Origin of the sequence: Methanoculleus oceani (assembly GCF_023702065.1) — an archaeon.
In the GTDB taxonomy this organism is placed as follows: Archaea; Halobacteriota; Methanomicrobia; order Methanomicrobiales; family Methanoculleaceae; genus Methanoculleus; species Methanoculleus oceani.
Map to the genome: position 1 here is coordinate 880,341 of NZ_QFDM01000001.1, position 18,312 is coordinate 898,652.

At 61.8% G+C, this 18,312-nt stretch carries 21 protein-coding genes; 7 read left to right on the forward strand and 14 right to left on the reverse strand.

Translation table 11 applies throughout. The features are described 5' to 3' along the window. Positions 1–71: 71 nt before the first annotated feature. On the reverse strand, positions 72–545 hold the full coding sequence (locus DIC75_RS04580) for a GyrI-like domain-containing protein (RefSeq protein WP_250986814.1): 474 nt from the start codon (positions 543–545) through the stop codon (positions 72–74). Between the two features lie 246 nt (positions 546–791). Between DIC75_RS04580 and DIC75_RS04585 the strand changes: the two genes are divergently transcribed. The 7 genes from DIC75_RS04585 (at position 792) to DIC75_RS04615 (ending at position 7,022) form a co-directional block, all read left to right on the forward strand. Further along, complete coding sequence (locus tag DIC75_RS04585) at positions 792–1,784, forward strand: histone deacetylase family protein (protein WP_434220823.1); 993 nt, start codon at positions 792–794, stop codon at positions 1,782–1,784. Beyond that, the gene (locus DIC75_RS04590; protein ID WP_250986816.1) at positions 1,753–2,415 is read left to right on the forward strand and encodes a hypothetical protein; all 663 of its coding nucleotides are present in this window, start codon (positions 1,753–1,755) and stop codon (positions 2,413–2,415) included. The genes DIC75_RS04585 and DIC75_RS04590 overlap by 32 nt, the downstream gene beginning before the upstream one ends. Before the next feature lie 320 nt (positions 2,416–2,735). Further along, positions 2,736–3,302, forward strand: coding sequence for a hypothetical protein (locus tag DIC75_RS04595; protein WP_250986817.1), 567 nt, complete (start codon positions 2,736–2,738; stop codon positions 3,300–3,302). Further along, the gene (locus DIC75_RS04600; RefSeq protein WP_250986818.1) at positions 3,292–4,824 is read left to right on the forward strand and encodes an ABC transporter ATP-binding protein; all 1,533 of its coding nucleotides are present in this window, start codon (positions 3,292–3,294) and stop codon (positions 4,822–4,824) included. The genes DIC75_RS04595 and DIC75_RS04600 overlap by 11 nt, the downstream gene beginning before the upstream one ends. Beyond that, positions 4,755–5,540 (forward strand): energy-coupling factor transporter transmembrane component T family protein, encoded by a 786-nt coding sequence (locus tag DIC75_RS04605; protein WP_250986819.1) that lies wholly within the window; start codon positions 4,755–4,757, stop codon positions 5,538–5,540. The genes DIC75_RS04600 and DIC75_RS04605 overlap by 70 nt, the downstream gene beginning before the upstream one ends. 6 nt (positions 5,541–5,546) lie before the next feature. Then, the gene (locus DIC75_RS04610; RefSeq protein WP_250986820.1) at positions 5,547–5,972 is read left to right on the forward strand and encodes a hypothetical protein; all 426 of its coding nucleotides are present in this window, start codon (positions 5,547–5,549) and stop codon (positions 5,970–5,972) included. 84 nt (positions 5,973–6,056) lie between these two features. Next, positions 6,057–7,022 (forward strand): EF-Tu/IF-2/RF-3 family GTPase, encoded by a 966-nt coding sequence (locus DIC75_RS04615; protein WP_250986821.1) that lies wholly within the window; start codon positions 6,057–6,059, stop codon positions 7,020–7,022. Positions 7,023–7,293: 271 nt separating this feature from the next. Here the strand turns inward: DIC75_RS04615 and mtrH are convergent, their stop codons facing one another. The 13 genes from mtrH to mcrB form a co-directional block, all read right to left on the reverse strand. Next, a complete protein-coding gene (gene mtrH / locus DIC75_RS04620; RefSeq protein ID WP_250986822.1) occupies positions 7,294–8,331 on the reverse strand; it encodes a tetrahydromethanopterin S-methyltransferase subunit H in 1,038 nt (345 codons plus the stop codon). 15 nt (positions 8,332–8,346) lie between these two features. Continuing rightward, positions 8,347–9,087 carry a tetrahydromethanopterin S-methyltransferase subunit A gene (gene mtrA, locus DIC75_RS04625; RefSeq protein WP_250986823.1) on the reverse strand — a complete coding sequence of 247 codons (741 nt, stop codon included), beginning with the start codon at positions 9,085–9,087 and terminating at the stop codon, positions 8,347–8,349. A 1-nt stretch (position 9,088) separates the two neighbouring features. Continuing rightward, positions 9,089–9,298, reverse strand: coding sequence for a tetrahydromethanopterin S-methyltransferase subunit F (locus DIC75_RS04630; protein WP_250986824.1), 210 nt, complete (start codon positions 9,296–9,298; stop codon positions 9,089–9,091). Between the two features lie 5 nt (positions 9,299–9,303). After that, entirely contained in the window at positions 9,304–10,026 is a 723-nt protein-coding gene (gene mtrA / locus DIC75_RS04635) for a tetrahydromethanopterin S-methyltransferase subunit A (RefSeq protein WP_250986825.1), read from the reverse strand. A 10-nt stretch (positions 10,027–10,036) separates the two neighbouring features. After that, entirely contained in the window at positions 10,037–10,321 is a 285-nt protein-coding gene (gene mtrB, locus DIC75_RS04640) for a tetrahydromethanopterin S-methyltransferase subunit MtrB (protein ID WP_250986826.1), read from the reverse strand. After that, complete coding sequence (gene mtrC / locus DIC75_RS04645) at positions 10,322–11,173, reverse strand: tetrahydromethanopterin S-methyltransferase subunit MtrC (protein WP_250986827.1); 852 nt, start codon at positions 11,171–11,173, stop codon at positions 10,322–10,324. It lies immediately after the preceding gene. Further along, on the reverse strand, positions 11,174–12,025 hold the full coding sequence (gene mtrD, locus DIC75_RS04650; RefSeq protein ID WP_250986828.1) for a tetrahydromethanopterin S-methyltransferase subunit D: 852 nt from the start codon (positions 12,023–12,025) through the stop codon (positions 11,174–11,176). It abuts the gene before it with no gap. Continuing rightward, positions 12,022–12,918, reverse strand: a complete 897-nt coding sequence (gene mtrE, locus DIC75_RS04655; RefSeq protein WP_250986829.1) for a tetrahydromethanopterin S-methyltransferase subunit E — start codon at positions 12,916–12,918, stop codon at positions 12,022–12,024. Before mtrE ends, mtrD begins: the two co-directional genes overlap by 4 nt. 194 nt (positions 12,919–13,112) lie before the next feature. Continuing rightward, positions 13,113–14,819: a coenzyme-B sulfoethylthiotransferase subunit alpha gene (mcrA, locus tag DIC75_RS04660; RefSeq protein ID WP_250986830.1), complete on the reverse strand. Its 1,707-nt coding sequence runs from the start codon at positions 14,817–14,819 to the stop codon at positions 13,113–13,115. 7 nt (positions 14,820–14,826) lie between these two features. Then, a complete protein-coding gene (mcrG, locus tag DIC75_RS04665) occupies positions 14,827–15,588 on the reverse strand; it encodes a coenzyme-B sulfoethylthiotransferase subunit gamma (RefSeq protein ID WP_250986965.1) in 762 nt (253 codons plus the stop codon). Positions 15,589–15,592: 4 nt separating this feature from the next. Further along, the gene (mcrC, locus tag DIC75_RS04670; RefSeq protein WP_250986831.1) at positions 15,593–16,225 is read right to left on the reverse strand and encodes a methyl-coenzyme M reductase I operon protein C; all 633 of its coding nucleotides are present in this window, start codon (positions 16,223–16,225) and stop codon (positions 15,593–15,595) included. A gap of 1 nt (position 16,226) precedes the next feature. Beyond that, on the reverse strand, positions 16,227–16,703 hold the full coding sequence (mcrD, locus tag DIC75_RS04675; protein WP_250986832.1) for a methyl-coenzyme M reductase operon protein D: 477 nt from the start codon (positions 16,701–16,703) through the stop codon (positions 16,227–16,229). Between the two features lie 17 nt (positions 16,704–16,720). Next, the gene (gene mcrB, locus DIC75_RS04680; RefSeq protein ID WP_250986833.1) at positions 16,721–18,025 is read right to left on the reverse strand and encodes a coenzyme-B sulfoethylthiotransferase subunit beta; all 1,305 of its coding nucleotides are present in this window, start codon (positions 18,023–18,025) and stop codon (positions 16,721–16,723) included. Between the last annotated feature and the right edge of the window lie 287 nt (positions 18,026–18,312).

Genomic DNA, 18,312 nt, shown 5'->3' on the forward strand with positions numbered 1-18,312 from the left:
GTCGGTAACCCGCAGTTGTTTTTGTATTCGTGGGGGCTGCTTCCCGCCCTCCGGGGAACGGGACGGAGGGCTTACCCGGAGGCCAATGTTATCGGCATGACAATCATCGTCAACAGTTCGCTCTCCGGATACTCGGGCCCGTTGTAGTAGCATTCGTAAACGGTGCCGACAGGCTTAAGCCCGTTTTCCTCTATCCAGTTTGCCATCTCGTTGTATGTCGACACCATTTCTCTGTATGGGCCGCGATACATGCAGAAGACAACGTTGCCTTCTGGAATAGAGTCCGATTGAATCTCTCCCTTCTCCGGCAGTGCCTTCGATACGGGAAACCCTATCTCCACATCAAGATTCTGCATATCCATGTTGTGATAAGCCACGTACGGAACGTCTGAGAGAAATTCCCCCAGTTCCTTCAGATAAACAGCCATTTTGCCGTAACTCTCGCCGATCAGCACGGGTAAATCTTCGACTTTTGTTCTGGTGCGGATCGATAGGGTGGGCTGCTCTCTTTTTCGTAAAATATCGATGTTCGATACTCTCGGCATCTTACTCCTCCAGTCCGGTATGCGGTATCATTTTGCTCCCTGAAAACGCCTCTCTTTCCCTGCAAGCGGTCTGAGCTCCGTCTTCCATTCTGATGATTCTTTTTTCCACTTCAAATACCTTCTGCCGGCGGACCCGTTCGCCGGCCGTCGAACCGCGTTGAGATCGGATTCCCCCGACACCGCCTGCCGGTTCCCGCCCGGCAGGTAAGATTCATGTCCTGCGCAGACAACCCACCAACGATCACCATGCCGTACTCGGTCGTCACGGGGGATCTCTTTTCGGCCCACGATGATCCCGGCCACCCCGAGTCGCAGGCACGTCTCGAGGCCGCCCTTGCCGGGGTCCCCGCCGATGCCCGCCGCATCGCCCCGGCGAGAGCGACGCCAGGAGACCTGGCACGGGTGCATACGCACCGGCACATTGAGGCCGTCCGCTCGTTCTGCATGAGGTGTCCCCCCGGCCGTGCCTGCTACCTCGACCCCGATACGTACGTCACCCGGCAGTCGTTCGATGCGGCGCTATACGCTGCGGGAGCCGCATGGCAGGCGGTGGAGCGGGCGCTCGACGGCGAGCACTGTTTGGCCATGGTCCGTCCCCCGGGGCACCATGCCGTGCCGGACCGGGCCATGGGGTTCTGCCTCTTCAACAACGTTGCCGTCGCCACGGCCCGGGCGCTTGGCGAGGTCGACCGGGTTGCGATCGTGGATTGGGACCTGCACCATGGGAACGGGACGCAGGCGACGTTCTACACGTCGGACCGGGTGCTCTACTGCTCGGTCCACCAGGCGGGAATCTTCCCCGGGACCGGGTGGCCGGATGAGCGGGGTGCCGGCCCGGGTGTCGGGTATACCATCAATGCGCCCCTCGCGTCCGGCTCGACCGGCGCCGACTACGCCCTGGTCTTTGAGGAGGTCTTCGTCCCGACGATCCGGCGCTTCAAGCCGGACCTGGTTGTGGTATCCGCAGGCCAGGATGCACTCTTCGACGACCCGCTCGGTTCGATGCGGCTTCGGCCGGACGACTTCGGAGCCCTGACGGGGATGCTCGCGGCCGCGAGTCCTGCGGCTCTCGCCCTCGTGCTCGAAGGAGGTTACGGGCGGTCGCACGCAAAAGCCGTCGGGGCGATCGTTGCCGCCCTGGACGGGGCACGCCTCACGTCCGGAGGCGGTGAGGCGAAGGCAAGCACCCGGCTGCTCGTGGAAGCATATGCCGGCGGCAGGCATGCCGTCCTCCCGTGACGTGATCAGGTTCATCACCTTCCGGGTCGACCGGGTGACGGTGAACCATATGCCTGATCGAACCCTGCTCTTCGCAGGAGTCCTTCTCCTCATCGCCCTCGTCATCGCTCCGGCCGCCTCTGCCGTCACGGTGTACCCCGGAAGCGAGGTCACGCTCGCAGGGACGAGCACGGGGAGCGATACCGTCTACCTCTTCGTGACCGGGCCGAACCTCCCCACCAACGGCGGGCGGCTCGAAGACCCGGATACCCCCGTCCGGTCCGGGGACCCGGCCAGTTTCACGATAGTGACGGTCGGTGCCGACGACCGCTGGACCTACCGCTGGAGGACGGGTGAGGCCGGGCTCGACCCCGGGGCCTACACCGTCTACGTCGTGGAAGCACCCGTCGACCGGTCGAGCCTCTCCGGCCACGGCTACACGACCATTCCCGTCACCCTCGGGACACCCCCGGGAACCCCGGTGACGCCGCCCGCCGCTGCGCCCACCCCGATGCCCACGGAACCGGAGACCGCGACGGTGCCGACGGCCACATCCCCGGCCACGCCGACGACGGCAGCGGCGCCTGCCGCCGCCGTCCTCACGACTGCCGGTGCGGTGCTTGTTGCGGCGCTCCTGCTTTCGCGGCGGTGATCTGCCCGGGAGAGGGCCCCGGAAAATATATATTCATAAATGTACTATTTTATACAACAATGTGCAGAATATTGCCGGGGCTTTCCACCCCGTCCGTCGCCCCCGGGAGCATCCCCGGAGGACTCTTCCGGCTTCGAAGACCGGAGGTCTTCTCATGCTCCGGTTCTCACGAGCCGTCGCACCCTGCGGGCCATCGTATCCTACGGGCAGTCGTTCCTGCCGGAGCATCGCGCTCACTCCAACCACGCTGGCGTCCGCACTGATCGCCGCAGATATCCCATCCGATCGTTTGTTGAATCCCATACCGTGAAACCGATACCATGAAATCGAGAGATATTGCAATCGTCGGCATACTTCTTGCCATAGGGGCCATCATCAGGTACATGTCCCTCCTGATCCCGGGCCCCATCGTATCGAACCTCGTGATCGCCTTCTATAGCCTCGCCATCATCCTCATCGTGCCCACCTTCCGGGAGGCGCTCGGGATCGGCGTTGTGGCGGGCGTTGTCTGTGCCCTTCTCAGCCACTCGCTCTTCCCGCCCGCAAACCTGATCAGCGAACCCATCGGGGCGATCGTCTGTCTCGCGACCTACCTGGTGCTGAGAGACCGGTTCGTTCTCGCCCCGGCGGTGACGGCGCTCGTTGCCACCCTCGCGAGCGGGTTCTGCTTCATCTTCATCGCCATACTCGCCGTGGCCCCGACCGTCCTTGACAGGTTCGGAACCGTCGGTGCGTTCCTCGCGGTCACCGTGCCGATCGTCCTCATGACGGCAGCGGTAAACGCCGTCGTTGTCCAGGTGCTCGAGGTTCCGGCATCGCGGGCACTGATGCGTGGGGCCCGGCAGACGGCCCCGGCACGGGACGCGAGGCCGGCAGATGAATCCTGAGGGCGGCCGGGAGTCCGCCCTCTCTCTGGAGGGCGTCTCCTATATATACCCCGGGTCCGGGACACCGGCACTCGACCGGATCAGCCTTGAGATCAAGAAGGGGGAGATCGTCTTCGTCACCGGCCCTACCGGGGCCGGGAAGACAACCCTCTGTCTTGCTGCGTCCGGTATCCTCCACCACGAGTACGGCGGCACGCTCGAGGGGGCGATCACCATCCTCGAAAAGAGCGTCCGGGACTACCGGAGCATGGGCGAGATCGGCCGGCACGTCGGGGTGGTCTTCGACGACGCCGACGCCCAGCTCATCTTCACGACCGTCGAGGAGGAGGTGGCCTCCGGGCTTGAGAACCTCGGGATCTCCCGGGAGGAGATGCGGCAGAGGCTCCGGGAAGTGATGGAGGCGACCGGGATCGCCGACCTCGCCGACCGGGCACCGCACACCCTCTCCGGGGGGCAGAAACAGCGGGTCGCCATCGCCGCAACCCTTGCCCTGGGCACAGAGATCCTCGTCCTGGACGAACCGACCGCCGAACTGGATGCGGAAGCGACCGGTGCGGTATCCGCCCTTCTCCGGCGGCTCTCGGGCGAGGGTACGGCCGTGCTCATCGTCGAGCAGAAACTCGGCGAGCTCGCCGTCATCGCGGACCGGATGGTCCTCGTCGAAGACGGGGCGATCGTTGCGGAAGGCTCCCCCGCGCAGATGCTGCAGGATGACCTCCTGCAGCAGCCGGAGGGCGGCGGCATCTGCCCCCCCGCTCCGGCGGCAGCCCCCGGGGGAGAGGCACCCCCGATCATATCGGTTCGGGGGCTCGTCCACCGCTACGACGGCGTCATGGCCATCGGGGGTCTCGACCTCGAGGTCGCCCCGGGTGAGATCGTGGCCGTGGTCGGGGAGAACGGGTCCGGGAAGACGACGCTCGTCAAGCACTTCAACGGGCTGCTCCGCCCGACCGAAGGCAGCGTCTCCGTCGACGGACTCGACGCCGCGACCGTCCCGATAGCGGAACTCGCACGCCACGTGGGTCTCGTCTTCCAGAACCCGGACACCATGCTCTTTGCAGAGACCGTGGAGGACGAAGTGGCGTTCGGTCTCGGGAACATCGGCGCAGACGATCCGGGGCAGTCGGTCGACGAGGCCCTTCGCGAGGTCGGTCTCCTTCACCGGAAGGCGGCCTACCCGCGTTCGCTCTCGCGGGGCGAGCGGCAACGTCTGGCTATCGCCTGCGTCATCGCCATGAAACCGAACGTGATCGTGCTCGACGAGCCTACGACCGGGCTCGACGCCCGGGAGTCCGGGCGGGTCATGGAGATCCTCGGGCGCCTGCGGCAGGACGGCCACACGATCGTCATGGTGACGCACGATATGCGTCTCGGGGCGGAGTATGCGGATCGCATCGTCCGGATGGAGCAGGGAAAGATCATTCGTGACGCGAGAACCTATGAGGAGGAACCATGCCTGAAATTATGCAGTACGTTACCCGGGAGAGCGCCTTTCACCGCCTCCACCCGCTCACCAAACTGATCTTTGCCGTCGTCGTCGTGGCCCTTGCGGTGCTGACGAGCGATATCGTGATGCTTGCGGCCCTTGCGGGGGCGGTCGTAGCCGTGGCGATAGCGAGTGGGCTCGCCCGCGACCTCCTCCGCCAGGTTCCGCTGCTGCTCTCGCTCTCGGTGAGCCTGCTCGCCCTCACCATCCTCACCATCCGGAGCGGGGAGACCCTCTGCTACCTGGTCCCGGCGTCGGTCCCGGTCATCGGCGGGGCTTTCCCCGTCACGGTGGGGGCGATCGACCTTGCGCTCGCGATGTCGCTCCGGTTCGCGGCGATGCTCTTTGCATTCCAGCTCCTGATCATATCCACCCAGCCGCGCGACCTCGTCCACGTCATGGACCGCCTCAGGATGCCGGTCGACTACACGCTCATGTTCCTGATTGCGCTCCGTTTCATCCCGAGCCTGCAGCTCGAAGGGAAGCGGATCCACGAGGCGCAGCTTGCCCGTGCCTACAACCCGGGAAAAGGCCTTGCCGGGAAGATAAGGGGGCTTTTCCCCATCATCATCCCGCTGGTCTCAAACTCCCTCGGGAAAGCCACGGTTCTTGGGCTGACAATCGATCTGAGGGGCTACCGTTCCGGCAGGCGGACGCCGATGCGGGACCTCGCCCCGGGCAGGGCCGACGTCGCCGGAATCTGCTGCATGGGCCTTCTCGTCGCAGGGTATTTGGCCGTTCTGATCGTATAACGTGATATGCATACGGACGGGCCTTCTGCCACGATTCCGGAGGCGTTCGAGTTCTACCTGGGCGGGAGCGTCGGGCCGTCCCTCTACGTCAGGCTCGTGGACGGCCGGAACGGCCGGCTCCTCTACGAATGGGCGAGCGCCGGCGGCTACTCCGGGGTGGTGATGGAGGCGTCGCCCACACCGGAGGAATGGGCGCGGTTCCGGGAGACCGTGGATCGGCTCGGTGTCCGGGAGTGGGAGCCGGAGTACGTCTCCGCCCACTCCTGCTGCGACGTCACCTACTGGCACCTGCGGATGGAGATGGACGGGCACAGCGTCGTCGTGCGGGGCGCAAACGCCTACCCGGGCTCGTCCGGGCCGGAGGTCTCGAAGCAGTTCCGCGAGTTCCGCGCGGCGGTGGAGCGGCTGATCGGGCGGGAGCCCTTTCCTTGAGGTTTCGGGAAGGTTCACGGAGACCATGCCCGTCATAACGGTTGAGTTAACCTCATACTCTCGGATAACCAAGAGATCTGGCATATGGGCAATCTGAATGTTGCCGTGCTGGGACCCGCCGGTTATGCAAAGGACCTCGGGAAGAAGGGCACGGAATCCGATATCACCTTCTATAACCTGAAGAAGGGCGACGATACCGTCACCATCATCGAACCGACACGGTATCCCGAGCGGCTGGCCCCGCTCTTTTATGCCGCATCGATGGCGGATGCGGTTCTCATCGTGGTGAGCGAGATCACCCCGACGTTCGGGGAGTGGGTGCTGATGCTCGACGAGGTCGGGGTGAAGCAGGGCTACATCGTCCTCCAGAACTACGTAACCCCCGATGAGGTCGCGCCGCTCCTGCGCGGGACGGTGCTCGAGCGCTATGAGTTCGTAGACGTCGACCCGATCGCGCTGCGCGACCGTCTGCTTCGCGAGGCGCACGCACGCCCCTCCGTCCCGCCCGGCGCCGGTGCCGTGGGAACGATCCCCATCGATCACCACTTCAACGTTCGCGGCATCGGGACGGTCATCCTCGGCGGCGTGGTGCGCGGCGGTATCAGGAAACACGATTCCCTGAAGGTCTACCCGGGAGAGCAGGCGATCACGGTACGGTCCATCCAGAAGCACGACGACGACTTCGACTGGGCCGCCGAGGGCGACCGTGTGGGGCTCGCGCTCAAGAACATTGAGTCCGACGACCTCGACCGCGGGTTTGTCCTCTCAGACGATCCCGCGCTCCGGACCGGTATAAACCTCGAGGCACGGGCGACCCTGGTCAGGTACTGGCCGGCGCCGCTCACGGTGGGGACGGTCCTCCACCTCGGCCACTGGATGCAGTTCATCCCGGCGCGGGTGGAAGCGGTGCGGGACGACGGGAACTGGCGGCAACCGACGCTCACGCTTGCGCTGGAGAAAGACCTCGTCTACCTCCCCGGCGACACGGCAGTGCTCCACTACCTCGAGGGCGGGAAACTCCGGATCGCCGGGCATATCGAACTGTCCTGAGCGGTTGCGGCGGGAACATCCCCGTCTTCACCATACTCTTCTTTTTGAGCACTTTGACCTGGTGGAGTTCCTGTTCTGCGTACCTGACAATTCCCTCGGGCTCCATCCGGCACAAATGTCGAGGGGGCTTGCGTCCCTTCTGCTGGCCTTTTCCGGGTCCATCATGCCCCGGGGTGTCGGTTGCATCCGGAAACCTGTATGATTCACACCCGGCGGGTGCATCTCCCGGGACAGCCACGGCGACCCGTACAACGTAAAAAAAAGTGGGGTTTTAGACGAGTTTGAAGAGCGGGTGAGTGTCGACCTTGGGCTCGACACCGAAGTCGCGTGCCGCTTCCAGCACAACGATGTCGGTGTAGGCCTGTGCGGTGATCATCGCCTCGACATTCTCGATCGGGCCGTACATGATCAGGTCGGCACCGAGCGTGCTTGCAATCATGTTGCAGCCGATATCGGGTGCAGACCAGGCTGCCTGGCGCATTCCATCCACGCCACCGAGGTAGTGGTGGGTGAGCTGCTCGATAAGGGCATCTTTGCCCTCGAGGCCGGCCAGCTGCTGTGAGGGGACTTTCTTCGTTCCCTTCCACCGCTTCAGCCAGGTCCAGGAGACGGTCATGTTGTGGTAAGCACCACCGGTCGGCAGACCGTGAATCGCCTTGCAGGCGAGGATCTCACGATATGAACCGCCGGAGCCGAGACCGAGCGGGGTTGCTGCGGTATCGAGGATCGGGCGGGTGATGCCGCACTTCTCCGCGATCTCGAGCATACCCATCTCCTGTCCGGCGACACCGCCCTCGACCAGAACCTTCTCACGGCCGGCGACCGACGGGTCGGCGGGGTTGAAGGCGAGGACGATGGCTGCGTTCACATCGCTCTTGGCCAGCGCCTCGATGTTCTCCGGTCCGATCGAACCGTTGATCGAGTTGTAGATCGCACGGTCGGCGGTGCCCGACTGGGTGACGTACTCGCACGCATGGGCGAGCGCCGCCGGGACGGACGAGTCCATCAGGAACGCGGTCTTATCATCGATGCTGCAGAACCAGTCGATGTAGCTCTCGAAGGCCTCGCCGTACTCTCCGATGATCTGGATGAAGTGCGGAATGCCGGTGATATCCGAGAGTTCCTGGCAGCGGTTCCAGAGTCCCTCTGCCTTTGGTTTGTCAATCTTTCCGGTGTGGTCATCCAGAACTACTTCGTGCTTGTTGTAGAAGATGGATGCACCGAGCACGGTCGGGTACTCTCCAGGCTGCCCGCCGATCATGGTACCGTTGAAGTCGTGTACCGTCTGCTCTTTTTCGAATTTGAACATATTCGTCAATCCTCCTTACAGGTACCCAATCAATTTGGGCAGTAATACCAACAACATCATGAATACAATCAAACCTGCGACCAGTCCGTACAGGATGCCGATATCGCGCCCGACTTTTCTTCCGACGCGCTGGGCTATCTCTGCATCGACGAACTCTATCCTCTCCTCGATAGCGTTGAGCCGCTCCTCGATCTCAAGGAACTGCGGGTTTGCGCCTGCAGCGGCAACTTCCACGCCGGCACCGCCCGCTTCCTTGACCTCGACGATCATGGGTTCTGCGCCGAAGGCACCGGGATCTCTGGCCTTGAGCTCGTCGATCTTGGCCTTGATGGTCCCCATGTCTTCGCTTTCCATGATGTTGACCATCTCGATCTGGTCCTGGAAGCGCTTGATCGCATCGTCGGAGAGGTTCTCGATGAACGGGATGGCTCCCTGGGCTCCGACGATCTTACCGCCGGAGACTCCGCCGGCATGCAGAGCGATGAAGCTCTGACCGGAGAGATGCCCCTTGACCTCCGTACCACAGCAGAGGATGAACCTGATGTTGGGGTTGGAGATGACGTTCGCGATGATCTTCTCGATACCGAGGTTCTCGGTCTTACAGGACCCGGCGATTGCCGCTCCGGCGTTGCAGATGCCCTGCTCATCGAGGTGGGATCCCATGGTGACGACGCCGACGCAGCTCTGTGCATCTCCCGTGTGAAAGTCTCCCTGGGCAATCGGCCATCCACTGGCCGGTGATTTCTTCTCAACCATGTTAGATCGCCCCCAGCATCAGTGCCGGAACCAGGATGAAGAGCATGATGATGCCGAGCCCGACTGCGAACCCGACGATGCCCATGCCCATGATGCCTGACTCGAGTTTTGTCGTGCGGGCAAGGATCTGTGCCTTGTACCGGATGGCGCCCATCATTCTGTTGATCGAGGTCATCCGGATGGGGCCTGCCTGTGTAACTTCTTCTGCCATCTATCTCACCCCAGCAGGATGAACCCCAGGATCACGAACGAGACGATCAGGCCGATCATGAGGCCCTCGATCTTGCCCGAGTAAACACCGGCGGCAAACTTGTTGCGGTAACCGATGTCGGTGACCATCCGCTCGATGACCTTCATCCGTGCGTGTATCAGTGCCAGTTCGCCAGAGAGCGGCTGTACTTCGCCGGTCACTTCCTCTGCCGCACCGCCTGCTTCCTTGACCTCGACGATCATGGGTTCTGCGCCGAAGGCACCGGGATCTCTGGCCTTGAGCTCGTCGATCTTGGCCTTGATGGTCCCCATGTCTTCGCTTTCCATGATGTTGACCATCTCGATCTGGTCCTGGAAGCGCTTGATCGCATCGTCGGAGAGGTTCTCGATGAACGGGATGGCTCCCTGGGCTCCGACGATCTTACCGCCGGAGACTCCGCCGGCATGCAGAGCGATGAAGCTCTGACCGGAGAGATGCCCCTTGACCTCCGTACCACAGCAGAGGATGAACCTGATGTTGGGGTTGGAGATGACGTTCGCGATGATCTTCTCGATACCGAGGTTCTCGGTCTTACAGGACCCGGCGATTGCCGCTCCGGCGTTGCAGATGCCCTGCTCGTCGAGGTGGGATCCCATGGTGACGACGCCGACGCAGCTCTGTGCATCGCCTGTGTGGAAGTCGCCCTGAGCAATCGGCCATCCACTGGCCGGTGATTTCTTCTCAACCATGTTCTTCACCTCACAGCAGTCCTAATACTATGACACCGGCAACCAGAAGGCCGATTGCCATGCCATACCAGAATGCGGTCACGCCTCCGGCGACGTTGAGAACTCCCTCCCTGTTCGGGAACGATGCCAGGAAGTTGCCCTCCCCGGAGAGCATGCCGACCAGGTCGTCGGTGATCTTCTCGAGTTCCGCTACCTGCTCGAGCACGGGGGTGTACGAGACACCGGCAGTGGTGACGATACCGACCATCGGGTCGACGACCAGTCCGTACTCAGGCAGTACCTGAATGTATGCCATTTAGGCACCTCCCTTGGGCTCCAGGATCGGCTTTGCGTCGAGCCATGCGTAGGCGTCACGCTTCGCAAGCGCGATGTACCGCGTGTAGGTGTAGAACCACCCGATGACGGAGACCAGCAGCGCGACGAGAGCGGGGAGGAACCCGATGAACGCGAACGAGATGATCGCAACGGTGATCATGCTCAGGAATCCGCACTCCGCGGCGAGCATGAGCGTCCGGTCCTGCTGCTCCCCCGGCCCGAGACAGGCGTTGAAGGAGTGCTGGATGGCGATGGCACCGAGCATGAAGATCACGGCGATGATGCTGCCGCCGATGAGGGAAGCTTCGTAGGTCTGCACCGCGAATCCGAGGATGACGACCGTGCCGGTGATCATGCCGAGGAATTCGAACGTTCCGCAGGCCATTGCTGCGAGGCCGAGCACGGTCATCGCGCCGACGATCGCGAGTTCGGTCAGGGAGATGATCATGACCGGGATGTCCATCCGGACGACGTTGTTCGCCAGTACTCCGGCGACCGCACCGATGATCGCGGCGACGATGATCGCAACGATGGGTGCGAGGATGCCGGTCGTGGCTCCGAAGAGCGCGCCGACGACACCGGACCCGAGCGCGATCATACCCGCCGACGGGACACCGGTACCGAGACCGTAGCTGCAGAGGTGCTTGATCGTGTCGGTACCCCAGATGAGCGCGGCCACGGCAGCAAGCCCGCCGAAGAACGCGAAGTACTGGGTGTTGGTGACCGTGTTCAGGTATGTCAGGTAGATGAGGACGAGCGATCCCACGAGCCCGTAGATCAGGATCTGGTTGTGGGGGATGCCGCCTGCTCCTACTTCAATTTTTACCGACATTTAGAATACCCCCACCAGTTCGAGCAGCGCGATCGCGAAGAAGCCTGCAACGGCGGATGCCGCAGCGGCTGCGATGACTGCTCTCGGGAATCTCTTGAACTTGGGGTCGTGCGGCCCTTCGATCGTACCGGTGATGTTGTACGCGGCAAGCACGGCGTTCATCAGGAACAGACCGACCGCGAAGATACCGGCAAGCGAGATGGCGACGGGCGCGATCTGCTCGACCGTTGCGTTCAGGAGTACGGGCAGCTGCGCCTGGTAGACGTCGAGGAGCTCGAGGTAGATGAGCGTTCCCCCAAGACCACCGAGTGCGCCGCCGATGACACCGCCGACCCAGGAGATGAACGGGAGGCCGTGCCCCTCGGTACCCTGGCTCTTGTACTCGGGGAAGGTGTCGCCCGTGATCGGGTCCTTATCGACCTTACCTGAAGCGGACGGGATACCCATACCGAAGACGTAGATGACGTTGACCATCGTACAGGTGATCGCCATTAAGAGCCCGCCGCCGACCGCACCGCCCGCGAGGGCGACAGCGAGTCCGAAGGGGGCGGCCCATGCGCCACCGAAGAGTCCGGCAAGGCCGGCACCGGCAGCGAGCATCGCGACACCGGTCGCGATACCGGGTGCCTGTCCCATTGCAGCGGGAGCACCGCCGACCGGGACGAAGTGGACGCCGAATCCGATCAGGACGCCGCCGATGATGATGCCGAGGAGCGCGATCACGCCTGCCATCTGTACGAGGAAGAAGGCGAGCGCAAGCGCGACGATGATAAGAACAATACTGAGAACGAGGCCCATTGCCGTCGGGGGCTGGACGCCTCCTGTCTGTTTAGGTCCGCCGAGTGCGCTCATGATGATGCCTCCTCAGGAGCCGTGTAGGGTCCGAAGGTCTTCCTTGCCCAGACCTCGATGTAGCGGTCGATGATGGCAAAGATCAGGATCACGATGACGCCGACGATGATCGGTCCCCAGACGTTGAGCTCTTCAAAGACCACGGTACGCCAGAGTTCGAAGAAAACGATCAGGCCAAAGCAAATACCCGACGCGGGGCCGCCGAGTTTGGCGCTGAAAAAGCCGTTGTCGAGCGAGTTCCGCTGGCCGGCTTCGGCGTAGCGGACGATGTTGCCGGACGCGGAGATCGGAACGCCTGCTCCGAACTTCTGCTCCTGGTACTGCCGCTCCTTTCCGTAGAACGGGTTACCTGTCGCAGACCCGGCTGCACCGAGCGCGATACCCCATACGAGGCCCAGAAGCGGGAGCGGGAAGGGGTGGCCGAGCGCGCTGATCATCAGGTGACACATCGCGACGGTCGTGAAGATTGCTACGAACGCGTGTGCCATGGTCACGGTCGTCATCGACTTCAAGATGTCGATATAGACCGGCTGTCCAAATTTGGCGAGACTTGCAGTACGGCCGAGGTATGCGGTTGTCGCATAGACGCCCTGCACGAAGACCGCGAGAGCGCTCCCGAGAACGATTGCAAGTATCGGGTTTATCTGCATCGCCATGAATGCCCAGGCAAGGCCTGCACCCAGAGCAACCCATAAGCCATACGCGGGGGGTTCACCGGCAACTGCCTTGTTGAAGATGCGGTGAATATATCCCATCTGCGGAGCCAGCTGAACCTGAGAGTTCGGGTCACCCTGTGATCCGATATCAGACTCAGTGTCTTCCGCAGCGCCGGCGACGGTTGCAAGAGCACCTGCCAATGCGGTAATGCCGATGCCAAATACGATCTCTTCCATTCAGCATCCTCCTCTGGCGCTCACGGCACCAGAGTATGAGTTCAAAACCTTTTTGGTTCATTTAACAGTTGTTTATGACTTAATTAAAGGTTTCGAAAAGTTGCGCCGTTATCGCAACGAAACGTAAAAAATCGGCTAAAATACCCTTTTTAGGCATGTGGGGTTACGCTAGGGAAAAAAAAGTTGAGTTGGGTTTACCGGGCCGGAATGATGAGCGAACGCTCGCCGGCGGGCATGAACTCGCGGATTGCACCCTTCGCGAACTCGCGGCGGGGCTCGGCGAAGTCGAACTTCAGCGCCGGGTCGGCGAAGCAGATCTTGATCCGCGGGTCGAAGCAGAACGCGTCGCCGCGGCCGTAGTGGGCACCGCCGGTGATCGCGGCGTACTCGCCCTGGTGTCCGACGTTCATCGCGTAGTTCGGGTAGTTCGGGCCACGGACCTCGCCGATCGCACCCTCGTCGCCACGGACGGAGAGCGTGTTTGCGGAACCGCACTGGTCCTGCAGGTCGTAGCCGAAGAAGCCGAGACGCGACCATCCGTCCTTGTGCAGGAGCATGCAGAGGTACCAGGCGTTGAGACCGGCGTTCGAGTTGCCGGTCGCGATGGCGGTCGACAGGCCGGACGCGGCGGCAAGCACGCCGGCACGCTGGGACCCGCCGAAGTGGTCCTCCATCATGGTCGGGAACTGCTCGTACTGCTCCATGCCGTTGAGGGCGACCTCGGTCGAGATGTCGTTGACGATCTCCTGGGTCGGCTTGACCTTGTCGCTCGGGCTCGGGTTCTTCCAGTCGACCTTGTACTTGTCCTTGATGTAGTCCATACCGTAGTAGGTGAACTCGTCGAGGATGTTGTCGGTGTAGGCCGCGGTCGCGTACTGGGTGAATCCGACACCGCCGGACATGTAGGAGCCGAGCCAGATCTGGTCGAACAGCATGGTTCCGGCACCGACGACCTCAAGGGAGGCCCGGGCGGGGTCGTTGGGGTACTTCCGGTTCGCCTGGACGATATCGGAGAAGACACCGAACATGATGCCACCGGGCTCGTTCGGGCCACGGGCACGCCGGGCGGGCAGGTGGGACGCCATCTGGATGACGCCTGCGTGCTTCGCGGCGTAGGAGAGGTCGGCGACGGCTGCTTCGCCGGCGCACATGCGGTAGGCACCGATGAAGGACATACCGATCTGCATGGCGGACCACCGGGAGGTCGTTCCACCGTCGCAGGTCCGGGAGACCGTGGTCGGGATGTGGATTGCCTGCCAGAGGGACTTTCCAACGGCTGCGGAGAGCGCCTCGGCCTGCTTGGCGGGGAAGAGCTTCTCGACGTCGAGGACGAACTGGGGTTCGAGGTCGTCTGCGAGTTCCTGGTCGCCGGTGAAGACCTTGACGTAACAGTCGTCGACGAGGCCGGGGTGGGTCTCGACCATGTGCTCCTGAACGACAGCCGCGCCGGGCATGGCGTGGTTCAGCACGTGGAGGTACTCGTTGATCGTCTCAGGGGTGACTTCCTTGCCGAGACGCTTCTGCAGGGTCTGGTGGGCGAGGTCCATGTTGACGATGACGGTCCTGCGGATATCGTCCCACATCTGCTGCATCGCAGAGTTGTTGACGAAGTGCAGGTCGTCACCCTCCACAAAGACGCCGGTGCCGGAGACCTCGTAGGTCATCAGCTGGCGCTGGCCGAGCGGGATACCGCCCAGGTGGCAGCGCACGGGGTCGTACATGGAGATGCCGCGGTCCATCTCGACGGCACGGCTCGCCTTTACGAACTCCTCCTTGCGGGGGGACTGGTGGTAGCCGTTGAACTTGTAGTACTCAGCCGTTTCGGACTGGGGATCCTGTCCCTGGAACTTCTCCTTGAGGGCTTTCAGGAACAGCTTCTGGGTTCTCTCAATCTTTGCCATTTCTCAATCACTCCTTGGGCATGAATCCGTACTTTGTCCGCAGCGAGTGGATCCGCTGTACGTATTCGATGTACTCGGCGTCGTCGCGGTAGGGGGTGCCGCCAAGGGAGTGGAAGATCGTCGTGTGGGCCTTGAGCCACTTCTCGTCGAGCGGCTTGCCGATGGGAACCGCACGGTCGAGGGGCTCGCCGATCTGGTTCTTGACGTAGCGGACGATGCCGTCCTCGCCAAGGACACTCCTCTGGAGCATGTCGAACATCATGCCGTTCTCGGCAAGACGGAGCGAGTGACCGTGCACGGTCGCACCGCGGATGCCGGTGCGGGCCGCGTCGAGGAGCTCGGTGTTGACGAGTTCCTTGGAGTACTTCTCCAGGTCGCGCTCGCGACACTCAATGATCTGACGGCCGGAGAGCGTACCGGGGTCGATCCCGCGGAAGCGGTAGCACTCGAGGTAGGTCCTCTGGTAGGGGTGGCAGGGGGCGAAGAACATCGAGTCCGCAAACTGGATGTAGCGGACACGGTCGCCGGCCTTTGCACCGTCCGTCGGGGTTACAATCTTCCTGATGGGGCAGTCGGGCTCCTGCTGCTCGGCGAGCGGCGGGTGGGCCGTCGGATAGGCGGCTCCCGGCGCCCTGTGGCCGAGAATCAGCACGATGTCCTCGTCTGTCACATCACGCATCTTTTCAAGCTTCTGGCTTGGGTTCATCTGCTTGCGCCGGTTCTCGGCGACCTTGGATGTACCCGGTCCGTACTGGGGCTTGTATGCCATGTTTTCATTCACCTTCATGTTGGGTTTTTAGCACTTTCATAACGGCACGAATGACCGTCGCCAACTTTTCCCTGCCAGGTGTCTGACCCCGTGTCACACCACTGACAATATCCATCACAATGCCTTTCGTCCTGACCCGGTCGGGCGGCGGCATGACCACCGCAGTCCTGACTCCTTCTTTTGCGAGATCCTCGAAGTCGATCGGGACTTGCGAGACGACGATTGCCCTGATATTCACATGCTCAAGGATAAACCGAACCTTCTGCACCACATGGGAGCGGACATTCCCGTGATGCAGGATGGCGACCTTGTGCTGCTCGATCTGGACGATCTCTTTCTCCGTCAGCCCGAAATAGGCTCCGAGAACGTGACCCGCGACGGGAGAATCTGCCGGCACCCCGCTCCCTGCGTTGAGGACGAGCGTGGTCACGGAGAACTCCGCCCCCTCCCTCCGGAGACCGGAGGTGATGTCGCAGACCGGTTTCGTCACGTGTCTGCGGCCGGGGGACATGCCGATAACGATCACATCCGGGGACCTGGCCTCAGAGATGGTGCCACGCTGGGCAAGACCGCCTCCTTTTCCCATCCCCATGCTCTCGCGGCAATCGACGACCTGAGTCACTCTTCCGATAGGCATCTTACTTGTTTCCCTGAATGATAACGGGGCCGTCTTTCCTCCTCGGATCGACAAGCCCGAGAATCTCTTTGTCGGCGTCAGGCCCGTATTTAGCGTAGTCGGACATCGTCGGCTGGGTCTTCATGTACCGCCCCTTCTGGACGGTGCAGGAGAACTCCTTATCGGCAAAGACTTCATCGACTGCTTTCCCGATTGCCGGAATGTACGACTCGTCCTCGAGCTCCAGGATGATTGTTCCGACCTGTACCCGGAGCTGGACGTCCTGGTCTCCGACACGGATGATTTTACGGTCCGGGTGGGGGTTGGGTTGCCCCCGTGCCGGGCCGTACGGAACGGTTTCGGGAAGGTTCTGTCCGTTGAGGGACATTCGACGAATCCCGCCTATCTGAACAAGCCTGTTCAGGAGTTGTTCCACTGTGTCGGGTCTGAGGAATCGCGCAGAAACGATTCGAACCTGAGGGTATATGGCTTCAGTCATCAGTATCCTTGTGTTATTTACACACCCTGTGCGATCTGCTGGATCGGCTTGTTGAAGACGTCGACCTTGCCGAAGGTGTCGCCGTAGACCTTGGAAGTGCTCTCGGGCGAGAACATCTGGGTTCCGGCATCGAGCGCAGCTGCAGCGACCACGCACGGGATAGCCACACCGGCGGCGTGACGGGTCACGACGTGGTTGCCGTTGAAGATACCGGGGCCGCCACCACCGTAGATCGAGTGGCTGAAGAACGAGAACCCGACGGCTACACCCATCACACGGCCGTAGTCACAGCCGGGCAGGCCGGTCTCGTGCTCAAGCAGGTCGTTGAAGTACAGGAGCGTCGAGGAGACCGCCTGGGCGAACCGTCCGGCACCACAGTTGACCATGGTTGCTGCCATGGTTCCCGCAGCGGCGTAGGCGTTCCAGAGCATGGGGTCCTTCGTGTCGTAGAACTGGAAGTATCCACCCTTCTTGCCGGGGGTGATGACCTTGTCCTCGATGGCGCGCTCGACCAGGCTCTGGACGACCGTACCGATGGTTCCGGTTGCTCCGTTCTTCTTGACGAGGTCATAGACCAGGTTGTTCGCGTTCAGGCCCTGGTAGGCGTAGGTGAGCAACTGGGCGCGCTCGAACGGTCCGATGGCGTTACCCATCTCAAACATTCCTGCCTGCTCGAAGGTGGACGAGAGTGCGGCTCCCTGCATCGCGTTCTTGTTCGTGATCATCACGGCGTGGTTGACCGGGATGTTACGGAGCGCGTAGCCGAGGCCTTCGTTGTTCTGGGGGATCGACAGAATGGACGTGACGTTGGCGCCGGTCAGGTCCATGGTGTGCGGGTAGGAACCCCAGAGTGCAGCCTTGACCATGGCCGCATCGAACATGCCGACGTTGAACTGGTCGATGATCGCGTAGGTTGCCGCGGATGCGACCGAGGTGATTGCTGCATCGTAGGTGGATGCCGCCTCGAGACGAACCTTGGGAACCTCGACGAGGATCAGTTTGCCGCCGCCGAACTCACGGATGTTGGTGTCGTCGCCGTCCTCGACCTGGACCATTTCCTTGATCTTGGCGATGATTGCATCCTTGTTCCCGACGATATCGAGATTGAGCTCACGCCCGAGGACCTGTCCCTTCGCTACCTTTCCGGACTTCAGGCCTTCCTGAACGCCTCCGAGGTTGACTGCAACCGTCCTCTTGGTCAGGTCGATGAGTTTCCGGGTCGCCGGGTTGACCAGCGGGCTGATCTTCTCAAGCGCCACACCACTCTTCAACTGCTTGCCTGCATCATCGTACAGGTCAATAGTTTCCTTGTATTTTGCCATAATTTTCCTCCATTACCCTCTTTAAGTGCATACAATCCGTGAGTGTGAACTGAACGCTAAAAGTATCGCTGGCTGTGACTGACGGTGACTACTGCACGTCCTCGTGGGACAAAAAGATAGTAACCTTCTCTGATGATATAAGCATTGCTATTTATGTCTATAATTAGATATATATCCGGAGTGCGATATTAAATATCTGCTGAATAATAGTCGATTGAACGAGATAGCAAATGTATCATACCACCCCCGGGGTAGTATGAATTACCTAAAATTATGCTACTTCGTGT

Bases quoted from the DNA above. Each gene is read 5' to 3' on its own strand.
- DIC75_RS04580 (WP_250986814.1), bottom strand. From the start codon at position 545: ATGCCGAGAGTATCGAACATCGATATTTTACGAAAAAGAGAGCAGCCC.
- DIC75_RS04585 (WP_434220823.1), top strand. From the start codon at position 792: ATGCCGTACTCGGTCGTCACGGGGGATCTCTTTTCGGCCCACGATGAT.
- DIC75_RS04590 (WP_250986816.1), top strand. From the start codon at position 1,753: ATGCCGGCGGCAGGCATGCCGTCCTCCCGTGACGTGATCAGGTTCATC.
- DIC75_RS04595 (WP_250986817.1), top strand. From the start codon at position 2,736: ATGAAATCGAGAGATATTGCAATCGTCGGCATACTTCTTGCCATAGGG.
- DIC75_RS04600 (WP_250986818.1), top strand. From the start codon at position 3,292: ATGAATCCTGAGGGCGGCCGGGAGTCCGCCCTCTCTCTGGAGGGCGTC.
- DIC75_RS04605 (WP_250986819.1), top strand. From the start codon at position 4,755: ATGCCTGAAATTATGCAGTACGTTACCCGGGAGAGCGCCTTTCACCGC.
- DIC75_RS04610 (WP_250986820.1), top strand. From the start codon at position 5,547: ATGCATACGGACGGGCCTTCTGCCACGATTCCGGAGGCGTTCGAGTTC.
- DIC75_RS04615 (WP_250986821.1), top strand. From the start codon at position 6,057: ATGGGCAATCTGAATGTTGCCGTGCTGGGACCCGCCGGTTATGCAAAG.
- mtrH (WP_250986822.1), bottom strand. From the start codon at position 8,331: ATGTTCAAATTCGAAAAAGAGCAGACGGTACACGACTTCAACGGTACC.
- mtrA (WP_250986823.1), bottom strand. From the start codon at position 9,087: ATGGTTGAGAAGAAATCACCGGCCAGTGGATGGCCGATTGCCCAGGGA.
- DIC75_RS04630 (WP_250986824.1), bottom strand. From the start codon at position 9,298: ATGGCAGAAGAAGTTACACAGGCAGGCCCCATCCGGATGACCTCGATC.
- mtrA (WP_250986825.1), bottom strand. From the start codon at position 10,026: ATGGTTGAGAAGAAATCACCGGCCAGTGGATGGCCGATTGCTCAGGGC.
- mtrB (WP_250986826.1), bottom strand. From the start codon at position 10,321: ATGGCATACATTCAGGTACTGCCTGAGTACGGACTGGTCGTCGACCCG.
- mtrC (WP_250986827.1), bottom strand. From the start codon at position 11,173: ATGTCGGTAAAAATTGAAGTAGGAGCAGGCGGCATCCCCCACAACCAG.
- mtrD (WP_250986828.1), bottom strand. From the start codon at position 12,025: ATGAGCGCACTCGGCGGACCTAAACAGACAGGAGGCGTCCAGCCCCCG.
- mtrE (WP_250986829.1), bottom strand. From the start codon at position 12,918: ATGGAAGAGATCGTATTTGGCATCGGCATTACCGCATTGGCAGGTGCT.
- mcrA (WP_250986830.1), bottom strand. From the start codon at position 14,819: ATGGCAAAGATTGAGAGAACCCAGAAGCTGTTCCTGAAAGCCCTCAAG.
- mcrG (WP_250986965.1), bottom strand. From the start codon at position 15,588: ATGGCATACAAGCCCCAGTACGGACCGGGTACATCCAAGGTCGCCGAG.
- mcrC (WP_250986831.1), bottom strand. From the start codon at position 16,225: ATGCCTATCGGAAGAGTGACTCAGGTCGTCGATTGCCGCGAGAGCATG.
- mcrD (WP_250986832.1), bottom strand. From the start codon at position 16,703: ATGACTGAAGCCATATACCCTCAGGTTCGAATCGTTTCTGCGCGATTC.
- mcrB (WP_250986833.1), bottom strand. From the start codon at position 18,025: ATGGCAAAATACAAGGAAACTATTGACCTGTACGATGATGCAGGCAAG.